General features: G+C 43.0%; 8 protein-coding genes. 3 read left to right on the forward strand and 5 right to left on the reverse strand.

Annotated features, from left to right (window positions below):
- Window positions 1-5: 5 nt before the first annotated feature.
- Both ACTHJT_RS11645 and mutL read right to left on the reverse strand, forming a co-directional pair.
- Window positions 6-794 (reverse strand): rhomboid family intramembrane serine protease, encoded by a 789-nt coding sequence (locus tag ACTHJT_RS11645; protein WP_440238331.1) that lies wholly within the window; start codon window positions 792-794, stop codon window positions 6-8.
- A 17-nt stretch (window positions 795-811) separates the two neighbouring features.
- The gene (gene mutL, locus ACTHJT_RS11650; RefSeq protein WP_440238333.1) at window positions 812-2,650 is read right to left on the reverse strand and encodes a DNA mismatch repair endonuclease MutL; all 1,839 of its coding nucleotides are present in this window, start codon (window positions 2,648-2,650) and stop codon (window positions 812-814) included.
- A 257-nt stretch (window positions 2,651-2,907) separates the two neighbouring features.
- Between mutL and ACTHJT_RS11655 the strand changes: the two genes are divergently transcribed.
- The 3 genes from ACTHJT_RS11655 (at window position 2,908) to ACTHJT_RS11665 (ending at window position 7,853) form a co-directional block, all read left to right on the forward strand.
- Window positions 2,908-5,877, forward strand: coding sequence for a glycoside hydrolase family 3 N-terminal domain-containing protein (locus tag ACTHJT_RS11655; protein WP_440238335.1), 2,970 nt, complete (start codon window positions 2,908-2,910; stop codon window positions 5,875-5,877).
- 147 nt (window positions 5,878-6,024) lie between these two features.
- The gene (gene bshA, locus ACTHJT_RS11660; protein ID WP_440238337.1) at window positions 6,025-7,164 is read left to right on the forward strand and encodes an N-acetyl-alpha-D-glucosaminyl L-malate synthase BshA; all 1,140 of its coding nucleotides are present in this window, start codon (window positions 6,025-6,027) and stop codon (window positions 7,162-7,164) included.
- A gap of 59 nt (window positions 7,165-7,223) precedes the next feature.
- Window positions 7,224-7,853 carry a sterol desaturase family protein gene (locus ACTHJT_RS11665; RefSeq protein WP_440238339.1) on the forward strand — a complete coding sequence of 210 codons (630 nt, stop codon included), beginning with the start codon at window positions 7,224-7,226 and terminating at the stop codon, window positions 7,851-7,853.
- Window positions 7,854-7,946: 93 nt separating this feature from the next.
- On the opposite strand, the gene ACTHJT_RS11670 is transcribed toward ACTHJT_RS11665, so the two are convergent.
- The 3 genes from ACTHJT_RS11670 to glmS form a co-directional block, all read right to left on the reverse strand.
- On the reverse strand, window positions 7,947-8,498 hold the full coding sequence (locus ACTHJT_RS11670; protein ID WP_440238341.1) for a 3'-5' exonuclease: 552 nt from the start codon (window positions 8,496-8,498) through the stop codon (window positions 7,947-7,949).
- Window positions 8,499-8,549: 51 nt separating this feature from the next.
- A complete protein-coding gene (uvrB, locus tag ACTHJT_RS11675; RefSeq protein ID WP_440238343.1) occupies window positions 8,550-10,574 on the reverse strand; it encodes an excinuclease ABC subunit UvrB in 2,025 nt (674 codons plus the stop codon).
- A gap of 235 nt (window positions 10,575-10,809) precedes the next feature.
- Window positions 10,810-12,222, reverse strand: coding sequence for a glutamine--fructose-6-phosphate transaminase (isomerizing) (gene glmS, locus ACTHJT_RS11680; protein ID WP_440238345.1), 1,413 nt, complete (start codon window positions 12,220-12,222; stop codon window positions 10,810-10,812).
- Between the last annotated feature and the right edge of the window lie 292 nt (window positions 12,223-12,514).

Here is a 12,514-nt window from a genome sequence, read left to right on the forward strand (position 1 = left end):
TTATACTAATAAAAAGAATTTCTGTTAGTCTTCCAATATCTAACGAGAATAAATGCGAATATCATACCAGCCAGGTGCGCAAAGTGCGCAACATTGTCATCCTGCCGGTTTTCGTATAAAGAATAGATCTCGTACAAACCATAAATAGTTGCCAGATATTTTACTTTAACGGGAATGAATATATTAATTTCAGTATTGGGAAATAACAATGCCATAGCCATTAATATCCCGAATACGGCGCCAGATGCACCTATCAACGGAATGTTTGCCTGCATATATGAAATTGTATTTACAAATTCCTTCGATTGTGCAATGTATACAGCGTTATCAGGATGTTCGGAATAAGCATCAATAAATTCTGACACACTTTCGTAGCCGTTGGAATAAAATGAATTGATGAATGTATTGAATGCATCCGGATTCGGATCTGACACATATTCGATTGCATCCTGGCGTACCTTTGATACTTCGTATGAATTCAATGCCCAGTACAAAAAGCCGGCTCCGATTCCACAAACAAAATAGAGGATCAAAAACTTTTTCGGTCCCAGAAATATTTCCAGCAATCTTCCGAAAAGCACAAGACCAATCATGTTCCCCAGCAAATGTGTAAAATCTGCATGCATAAACATATAGCTCACAAACTGGTAGGGCGCCAGATGATCTGAGTATAGACCATGCAGACCCAGGATATTATAAAGATCTACCTTGCCCGCTAAGAAGGTTGTTGCCAGAAAAAAGACGATATTAATTATGATCAGTCTTTGTACAAAAGGAGTCAGGCCTAAATTCATAGCTGCAAGATAAAAAATTACATAAACAATCTGCCAATTTTATCCATGTCCAGCATTACGACTGTTAAATTTCCGTCAGGGGCATAGTTTGGTGTTTTACAGGCAAACAACTGATCAATCATGGAATTCATTTCAATGAGTGTCAATTTATTGCCAGCCCGGATGGCAGACCTTTTTGCAAGCGCTCTTGCCAGATTTTCCTGCCTGTCAATTTTATAGTCCGTTCTGTTCTGCTTAAACTGTTCAATCAGGCCCTCGAATAAACCTTTTTCATTACCGCCTTTTACATCTGATGGTACGCCGTTTACTACGATGGTTGTATTACTGAAAATGCTGAATACGAAACCCAGCTTGCGGATATCGTCTTCCATCTCAATCACCATCGCAAAATCTGCGGCACTTAATTCAAGTGTCTGCGGAAACAGAAATTGCTGCGAGCTGCCGAATTTATTCTGCAGCATGCTCATGTATTTTTCAAACAGGATACGTTCATGGGCAGCCTGCTGGTCTACCAGCAGCACACCTGATTTAACCTGCGTAACAATATATTTTTGATGCAGCTGAAACGTAGATGTGTTTTCTGTATACAACAGATCTTTGTTTAACTGCTTATCTTCTTCTGTCCCATTGATGGAGCTGAACATTTTAATCGATTCCTGGTAAACTTCGTCCCTCTTATTTTCTAACCCGCTATACATACGCTCCCAATTTGATTGATTTGATTTGTGTGCCTGATCCGAAGACGGAAATGTTTTCGGAGTGAATGAAGGTGTTGTACGCTCACTCCGGTCATTTTGTTGTTCGAAACCCATACCTGTAAATCCCGAAACATTTACGTTATAATCAAAATCCAGGGAAGGCATGATGTTATGTGTACCCAAAGATCGTTTCACACAAGCCTTTATAATTGCATATACAGTTTTTTCGTCGTCGAATTTTATTTCTGTTTTTGTTGGATGCACATTCACATCGATATGCGATGGGTCGATTTCAATGAACAGAATATAAAAAGGGAAAGAGTCTGCCGGAATCAGTTCTTCAAAGGCATGCATAACTGCATGGTGCAGATAATTGCTGCGGATGTAACGGTTATTGACAAAGAAAAACTGGTCGCCGCGTGTTTTACGCGCGCTCTCCGGTTTTCCTATATAACCTGAAATAGTAATAAAATCTGTTTCTTCCTTGCATGGAATTAATTGTTCACGGTAACTGCCACCCAAAAGAGAGACCGCACGTTTACTCAAGGTCTCTTCCGGTAAATTGAACAATTCGAGATCATTGTGATAAAAAGAAAAAGCTACTTCCGGATGTGCCAGTGCAATACGCACAAACTCATCCATGATGTGCCGCATTTCAACCGAATTTGATTTCAGGAAATTGCGGCGTGCCGGCACGTTATAAAATAAATTCTTAACCGAAATAGAAGTTCCCTGCGGATATGCCGTTTGTTCATGTGCCAGAATGGCGGAACCCTCAATGCGAATCAATGTGCCCAGTTCATTCTCAGGCAGCTTTGTTTTCATTTCAACCTGTGCAACAGAAGCAATCGAAGCCATGGCCTCGCCTCTGAAGCCAAACGTACGGATCGCAAACAAATCATCTGCACTACGAATTTTAGAGGTAGCATGACGTTCAAAACATAAACGTGCATCGCTATCACTCATGCCTTTGCCATTGTCGATCACCTGAACAAGCTGCTTACCGGCATCTTTAACAATCAATTGTACACTTGTACTGCCGGCATCAACGGAATTTTCAAGCAATTCCTTTACAACAGAAGCAGGGCGCTGAACGACTTCACCGGCTGCTATCTGGTTTGCAATGTTGTCTGGCAATAAACGGATGATATCTGACATAGAAAGGATATGAAGAATCGTACCGCAATTTAGTCAAGCTTTATCCACCTTGGCCTCAATATTGCAGTATGTTTCTTCGTTCTTATTTTAGTGTTATTTCCTCTAAATTACTTCACATTTCAATGAGACTACCCACAGGTTATCCACCAAATTGGTAACATTACAATGAATGATGTAAATTGTACTTGGTATACACTCACTATTGGTTAGTAAATCAAACATTTACACAATTTGTCACAATTGCTTTCTATAATTTAATGAATAAAAAATATTTAATATTTGTTGGTTTACTTTCTGTTATTCTGATTTTTATTGCAGGTGCGGCAACATGGGAAAAGCCTGAGCCTTTCAAAGTAACCGGTGCGGAAGCCTGGGCGGATAGTGTACTTGGCACCATGAGTGATGAGCAGGCACTTGGCCAGCTGTTCATGGTTGCAGCGTATTCCAACAAACCCGAAAGTCATACGAAAGAAATTGAAGACCTGATCAAAAATAACGGTATTGGTGGTTTGATATTTTTCCAGGGCGGGCCAGTGCGCCAAGCTAATTTAACCAATCATTATCAATCTATCAGTAAAGTTCCTTTGTTTATCGCCATGGATGCTGAGTGGGGCCTGGGCATGCGCCTGGACAGCACACTGAATTTCCCAAAACAAATGACATTGGGTGCCATACAGGATAATCATGCGGTGTACCGTATGGGCGTAGAGATCGGCAGGCAATGCCAGCGTTTGGGTGTACATATCAATTTTGCGCCGGTGATCGACATCAACAGTAATGCAGACAATCCGGTCATTGGTGTTCGTTCCTTCGGTGAAGACAAATACAATGTTTCTCAAAAAGGCGTCGCTTATATGAAAGGCATGCAGTCTGTGCGTGTGATGGCCAATGCCAAACATTTCCCGGGTCATGGTGATACCGATGCAGACTCTCACCACTCTCTGCCGGTGATCAACCGCAGCAGAGCTGAGCTTGATGATCTGGAGCTGTATCCATTCAGACAACTGATCGATTCAGGTGTTGCCAGTATTATTGTAGGTCATATCAATGTGCCATCACTGGATAACAGCGTAACCAAAGCAGCAACGCTCTCTAAACCTATTGTAACGGATTTGCTTAAAAATGAACTCGGCTTCAGAGGACTGATCTTTACAGATGCCTTGAATATGAAAGGCGTAAGCAGTTTGTACAAACCCGGAGAAGTAGATGTGAAGGCACTGCTTGCAGGCAATGATGTATTGCTCTTTGCTGAAAATGTTCCGCTGGCGATTAAAAAAATTCTGAAAGCTGTTAATGATAAAGACATCGCAATTGAAGATATACGTGCACGCGTAAAGAAAATATTGATGGCAAAGTATTGGGCCGGATTAAATAACCTGAAAAAAATAGAAACGGAAAATTTATACCAGGATTTAAACAACCAGGCAGCAAAAGCGGTTATACAGAACCTGTACCGGCAAGCCGTAACAGTTGTTAAAAACGATACCCGACTGATTCCATTCAAAAATATTGATACTACTTCATTTGCATCCATCTCTATTTCTTACAATGGCGCTGAAAATATTTTCCAGCAAACACTATCGAAGTATGCACGCTTTGATCATTATTCTGTTGACAAAAATATTTCTGATACCGCGATTACTTCCCTGATAACTAATCTAAAGAAATATGAAGTACTTGTTGTAGGTGTACACCAGGTGAATTCATACAACACGAAAACCTACGGCATCAGCACCTCTACCAAAACGTTCATACAAAAACTGCGGGAAGTACATCCCAAAGTTGTAGTGGTTGATTTCGGCATTCCTTATTCATTAAAATATTTCAGCGATTCCAAACAGCTGATCTGTGCAAATGAAGATAATTATTTTACACATGAATTAATTCCACAGCTGCTCTTCGGCAGTATTGATGCAAACGGAAAGTTACCGGTTACAGTAAATCCGGAAATGAAACTGAATACGGGCATTACAATAACAACTGGTAGCCTGCGCTTCCGTTACGACTACCCGGAAAACCTGCGCATGGATAGCAAGACACTTGCCCGGATTGATACAATCGTAATGCATGCCATGAAAGAAGGCGCCATGCCGGGATGCCAGGTATTGGTTGCCAAGAAAGGCGCTGTCATCTACAATAAATCATTTGGTTATTTCACATACGATAAAAAAACACCGGTTACCTCTACCACGCTTTATGACATAGCTTCTGTAACAAAAGTTGCGGGCACACTGCAGGCAATTATGTTTCTGGAAGAACGTGGTTTGATCAACCTGAATTACAAGATCTCTGTTTACCTGCCCGACCTGATCGGCACAAATAAAGAAGATCTTGTCATCCGTGACATCCTGCTGCACCAGGCAGGCCTGCAGCCTTTCCTGCCCCATTGGCGCCGGACAATGGACAGCACCAACTTCAGTCCGAAATATTACAGGAGCATTCAAAGCGACAGCTTTCCGAACATGGTTATTCCTGGTTTGTACAGTATCGCTTCGATGGAAGATTCACTATGGAAATGGACAGTAGAGTCTTCCCTGATGCCGCAGCCGAAAAAAGGCAGGAAGCTATTGCCCTACAATTATGTATATAGCGATCTCGGTTTCTACATTATGAAAAGACTCGCGGAAAGCCAGCTGGGCCAACCGCTCGAAGATTTTCTCAAGCAGAATTTCTATGATCCGATGTGCCTGCAGAACCTTTATTATAATCCATTACAAAACGGTGTGGATGTTTCAAGAATTACTCCAACAGAACAGGATAAATATTTCAGGAAAAGCCTCGTTGCCGGAACAGTGCATGACCCGGGAGCAGCACTCTTAGGCGGTGTCGGCGGGCATGCCGGCATCTTCTCCAATGCGGAGGATCTTGCAACCATTATGCAGATGGATCTGCAAATGGGCTACTATGGCGATTATCGTTTTCTGCTACCCGAAACTATAAAACTTTTCGGCCAGCAGCAGACTTCACGCAACCGCCGCGGATTAGGTTGGGATAAACCGCAGCAAACCAGCGGCGGACCATGTTCTTATCTGGTATCAGCATCTACCTATGGACATACAGGATTTACCGGCACCTGTGCCTGGGTTGACCCGGACCAGGAACTGGTTTATATTTTCCTGTCAAACCGTGTCTATCCCGATGCCAATAACACCCGCCTGATTAAAGATGGTATTCGCACTCAAATTCAAACGGTTATCTATAAATCTATTCTGAATTACAGGGAATAAACCTGAGCTGGCTTACTTTAAAGTTATTTAAAGGGTAATAATCCAGTAATAAAAATGAATTATTTCATTCGTTCCTTTGTTTAAAGATTTGTAAAAACGCCTCCAGCGCGTTCAGAAGTATAAATTTATTACGAAATACATTCGTTCATGAAAATAGGAATTGTTTGCTATCCAACTTTTGGGGGAAGTGGCGTTGTTGCGACAGAACTGGGCAAAGCATTGGCCGAATTAGGAAATCAGATTCATTTTATCACCTATTCACAGCCGCACAGATTGGAATTTCTGCATGAGAATGTCTTCTACCATGAAGTAACCGTTAAGTCATACCCATTATTTGAATTCGCGCCCTACGAAGTTATTCTTGCCAGCAAGATCGTTGACGTTGTAAAGCATGAGAAGCTTGATCTGCTGCATGTGCATTATGCAATTCCGCACGCATCTGCAGCGTTCATGGCCCGCGAGATCCTGAAAACACAAGGGATTTACCTTCCTATTATTACTACCCTGCACGGTACAGATATCACACTGGTAGGTAAAGATCCTTCCTTTGCACCAGTGGTAACCTTCTGCATCAATCAATCTGACGGTGTTACAGCCGTATCAGAAGATCTTAAAAAAGATACTTTAAGCCATTTTGATATACAGCGCGAAATTGAAGCGATTCCCAATTTTATTGATGTTTCACGTTTCAGGAAACAAAAGAAAGATCATTTTAAAAAAGCTATTTGTCCGAATGATGAAAAGCTGATTGTGCACACATCCAACTTCAGAAAAGTGAAACGTGTGGAAGATGTGGTCTCTGTATTTAACATTGTGCGCCAGACGGTGCCTGCCAAGCTGTTGCTGGTAGGTGATGGACCTGAACGTATCAAGATTGAAGGCATGTGCCGCGAGCTTGACATTTCCGCCGATGTGCGTTTCTTAGGAAAACTGGATGCCGTTGAAGAAGTGTTATCCGTAGCGGATCTGTTTGTCATGCCATCTGAAAAAGAAAGTTTTGGTTTGGCAGCCTTAGAGGCAATGGCTTGTGAAGTTCCTGTCATTTCTTCCAACTCCGGCGGTTTGCCGGAATTGAACATTCAAGGGAAAACCGGTTTCCTGAGTAATGTGGGAGATGTAGTGGATATGGCTAAAAATGCCATTTTTATTTTAGATAATGCAAATCTCGAAACTTTCCGGACGAATGCTTTAAATAGAGCTAAGGAGTTCGATTCCAATCATATAGTGCCTAAATATTTGGAGTATTACCAGCAAATCCTTGATAAATCTCATTCTTATATTAAATAAAAGCCTTTATACTTGCTTGAGTTTTAATACTAGCCTAAATTTGCATAAAATTAATTAACATGGATCAGCAAGCCGAAAAAATTAAACCGAAAAATACTGGTACCAAGAAGGTATTTGACAACCCGATTCTTGAACGTTTAACACGTACCCACATTTCGGTTCCGATCACTATTCTTATGACAATTGCAGCAGGTTTGTTGTATGTTGCTTTTGTATATACAGACTATACACACCTTACTCCTTTATATGTAGTAGGTTTATACTTCACAGGCTTCTTCCTGTTTACGCTGATCGAATACATTGCGCACAGGTATTTATTCCACATGAAGCCTACGAATGAATTCAAACGTAAAGTTCAGTATGCACTTCATGGTCTGCACCATGAATATCCAAAAGATAAAGATCGTTTGGCAATGCCGCCGATCATGAGCTTCCTGTTAGCAATCATTTTCTTTTTTGTTTTCAGAGCTTTAATGGGTACTATGGTGTTCGGTTTTCTTCCTGGCTTTATTACCGGCTACTGCGGTTATCTGTTTGTACATTTCATTGTACATGCCTACAACCCGCCAAACAACATCTTCAAAGGTTTGTGGTTAAACCACGCGGTACACCATTACAAAGACAACACGCAGATCTTCGGCGTATCTTCCCAGCTTTGGGATTACGTATTCGGAACAATCAAGAAGTAATTCTTCTAATCATAAAAAGCGAAGGCCTTGTGAAATCACAAGGCCTTCGCTTTTTATATAGATCATATCTTTGCTTCGATCAAAGAGTCTGCATTAAAAAATTTTTAATTTCATTTTCAGTACCTTCATCAATTCTTCCACAGAGTTTACCCCAAGCTTCTCGCCGGCTTTGATGATGATCTGTGCAGCACCGATTGCATCGCTCTCTGCTTCATGGTGGTTGAGCGGCACATCAATGTGTCTGCACACGGTTGATAGTTTGTGGTTTTCAATTTCTTTAAAAACTTTTCTGCTTACCGAACAGGAACAGAAATAATTAGTCTTCGGAAAAGAAATTTCCCCTGCATTCAAAATACTTCTTAATACACCAACGTCGAAGGCTGCATTGTGCGCGACTAAAGTGCTATAATCTACATATTCTTTCAACTCCTGCCACACATCCATGAAGTACGGCGCATCGTTGGTCATGTCGTGCGTAATGCCGTGCACCTGTACGTTCCAATAGCTGTAAAAATTAGGGATCGGTTTGATCAGTTTGGATATCGTCTTCACCAGCTTACCATCTTCAACAATAGCCATGCCCACGGCACAAATACTGGTGCTGTGCGAATTGGCTGTTTCAAAATCAAGTGCTGTGAAGTTCATTTATATCTGCAACAATTTAAATCATCCGCCGCAGCGGAAAGATTAAGATAGCTATGCTTTCGCATCAATCAGTTTCTGCAAGGCAAACATCTCGTCTCTGTAACGCGCCGCTTCCACGAAGTCCAGATCCTTGGCAGCTTTGTCCATTTCTCTTTTCGCACGATCGATCATTTTCGTAAGCTCCGGTTTGCTTAACATTGCGACCACAGGATCTGCTGCAAGAGACGGTTCACCTTCCGGTTCGACATATTGTTTCGAAAGCCTGTTTGAATCCGCAACTTTTGTTTGTCCGATAATTTCATCCTTGGATTTATTAACGGTAAGCGGAACAATACCATGCAATTCATTGTACGCAATCTGCGTACTGCGTCTGCGGCTTGTTTCATCAATGGCCTGCTGCATGGATGCCGTGATCTTATCTGCATACATGATTACCTTGCCATTGCTGTTCCGCGCAGCACGACCGATCGTTTGTATCAATGAACGCACGTTACGCAGGAAACCTTCCTTGTCAGCATCCATAATGGCAACCAACGATACCTCCGGCAAGTCAAGGCCTTCTCTTAGCAAGTTTACACCCACCAATACATCAAAGATTCCCAAACGTAGTTCGCGCAGAATCTCAACGCGGTCGAGTGTTTTTACTTCTGAGTGAATATAACGTGTACGGATGCCAAGTCCATCAAAGTATTTGGTAAGCTCTTCCGCCATTCTTTTGGTTAACGTGGTTACAAGAATACGGTCACCCATTTCAACGCGCTCCTGGATTTCTTCCAGCAGGTCATCAATCTGGTTTGCCGTAGGCCGCACAAAGATCTCCGGATCCAGTAAGCCGGTCGGACGGATGATCTGTTCCACAACCGTTCCTTCCGCACGCTGCAGCTCATAATCTGCCGGCGTTGCACTCACATAGATTGCCTGTTTGTTAATTGATTCAAATTCATCAAACGTAAGCGGACGGTTATCCATTGCTGATGGCAAACGGAAACCATATTCAACCAGGTTGGTTTTACGTGCGCGGTCGCCGCCAAACATAGCGCGGATCTGCGGTACGGTTACATGGCTCTCATCAACGATCAATAAGAAATCGTCGGGGAAATAATCGATCAGACAGAACGGACGCTGCCCTGGTAACCGATGGTCAAAATAGCGGGAATAATTTTCTATACCTGAACAATAACCCAGTTCGCGCATCATCTCAATATCAAATTCTGTTCGTTCCTGTATACGCTTCGCCTCGCCGTAACGCTTTTCCATTTCAAACATGTGGATCTGTTTCATCAGGTCATCCTGAATCTGATGAATAGCGCTGTTCAAGGAGTCTTTCCCGGTTACGAATAAATTTGCAGGGAAGAGCGTTAAACTTTTCTGGTCACTGATGCGCTTACCGGTTTCCGGTTCGATCAGCTGGATGGATTCAATCTCGTCGCCCCACATCTGTATGCGGTATGCAATGTCTGCATATGCCGGAAACACATCAACCGTATCACCGGTTACACGGAATGTGCCGCGTGTAAAATCACGCGTGGTCCTGTTGTATAAAATCTCTACAAATGAGTATAGCAGTTTGTTCCGGTTGATCTGTTGTCCTTTGTGGATCACCACAATATTCTTTCTGAATTCTTCGGGATTACCGATACCATAGATGCACGAAACCGATGCAACCACGATAATATCCCTCCTGCCCGACATCAGGGAAGATGTTGCGCTCAATCGCAGCTTTTCAATCTCCTGGTTAATGGCAAGATCTTTTTCTATATATAAGCCTGATGTAGGCATATAAGCCTCCGGCTGGTAGTAGTCGTAGTAGGAAATGAAGTATTCAACCAGGTTGTCCGGAAAGAATTGTTTGAATTCACCGTACAGCTGTGCGGCAAGTGTTTTATTATGGCTGAGAATAAGCGTGGGCTTTTGTGTCTGCTGGATCACATTGGCCATGGTAAATGTTTTTCCTGATCCCGTCACACCGAGCAATACTTGTGCAGGGTCGTTCCGTTCAACGCCTTCAACCAGCTGCCGGATGGCTTCAGGCTGGTCGCCCGTTGGTACATATTTAGAAGTAAGTTCGAATGCCACAGTATTTTTGCGTTAAGTCGTATAGGATTGCTGATTCATTGACTAACATACAAAATACAAAAATGGTTGCTCATAATTAAATTTGTTCCGGAATTAGTTGGAGGATTAGCAGTAAGTGCTGTCGTCGCGGCCGACCGCTATGCTTTAACCATGCTTAATAATTTGCCGGAAACAAAAAAGAGTCACGGATTAGCGTGACTCTTACAATATCTGATTTGATCGTTTACTTTTTTCTTTATTCCACCGTTACTGATTTCGCCAGATTTCGTGGCTGGTCAACGTTACAGCCTCTCATCACGGCAATGTGGTAAGATAATAACTGTAGTGGAATTACCGTCAATAATGGCATCAATGCTTCATGTGTCGCAGGCACTTCAATCGTATGCTCCGCCATGTTGCGGATATGACTATCACCTTCTGTAACAACAGCAATTACGCGACCTTTACGCGCGCGTACTTCCTGGATGTTTGATACAATTTTTTCGTATGAATTATCCTGTGGTGCAATTACACAAACCGGCATTTCTGCATCGATCAATGCAATCGGTCCGTGTTTCATCTCTGCAGCCGGGTAGCCTTCCGCATGGATGTAGGAGATCTCTTTTAATTTCAATGCTCCTTCCAACGCTACCGGGAAATTATACCCTCTTCCCAGGTACAGGAAGTTTTTAGCATCCTTGAATTTATCTGCAATTTCAATGATCTGCTCGTTGCTTTGCAATGCCTTTTCAACTTTCTGCGGAATCGTTTCCAGCTCCGTTAATAAAGCGATGTACTGGCTTTCAGTAATGGTGCCTTTTTTATTTCCGACAATAATTGCCATCATGGCAAGTACTGAAACCTGTGCGGTGAATGCTTTTGTACTCGCAACACCAATCTCCGGACCAGCATGCAGGTAAGCACCTTCATGCGATGCACGCGCAATGGATGAACCTACTACGTTACATACACCAAAAATAACCGCACCTTTTGATTTAGCGAGCTCTATCGCAGCAAGCGTATCGGCAGTTTCCCCGGATTGTGAAATAGCAATCACAACATCACCCTCACGGATGATCGGATTTCTATATCTGAACTCCGAAGCATATTCAACTTCTACAGGTATACGTGCAATATCTTCAAACAAATACTCCGCTACCAGGCCGGCATGCCAGGAAGTACCGCACGCAACAATAATGATACGTTCTGCCTTCGTTAATTTGTTTGCATATTGTAAAATACCGCCCAGCTGTAAATGTCCCAGTGACGCATTTACACGGCCGCGCATGCTGTCTTTAATAGACTTCGGCTGTTCGAAAATTTCTTTCAGCATGAAGTGCGGGTAACCGCCCTTTTCGATCTGATCCAATTCCAGGTCCAATGTCTGCACATATGGAGTCTGCGTATCCGCATTGATATTTTTAATTGTCAGTTCACCTTTGTTGATAAGGGCAATCTCATGGTCGTTCAGGTATACAACGTCAGTTGTATAGTCAAGGATTGGCGAAGCGTCGGAAGCTACAGCAGATGCGAGCGAACCTCGTCCCGGAAGGGGTAGGGTCCCGAATCCGACCAGAGCCATCAGCATCAAGCTGCCGAAGCGAAACATCCGTGGTGTACCAGCCATTGAGAACGCCCTCGAATGCGGATCTACAGCGCGCTCCAGCATAGTACCAAAGTCAAACTTTAACGATAAAGTTCCCGCCTACAGGAAACCCTGTATCGACATCCTAAACGAATCACGAGACCCTATTTCTTGTGGGGTTTGGCAGGGCAAGCACCACTTCGTTCTGTCGTCGAATGCGGATGACACCCGCCTGACTACTGCGGTTCGGCACTCTCCCTTCGAGCAAACAATATGGCTACGCGCGTCTCTACCGCTACCAATGCGCTCAGTCCCGAGCTACAGCACGAACGCATTTTCCGCGTCATGGTGGAGTCAGTGCGGGATTACGCAATCT

The sequence above is a fragment of the Cytophaga sp. genome (genome assembly GCF_051961495.1).
Lineage (GTDB): Bacteria > Bacteroidota > Bacteroidia > Cytophagales > Cytophagaceae > Cytophaga.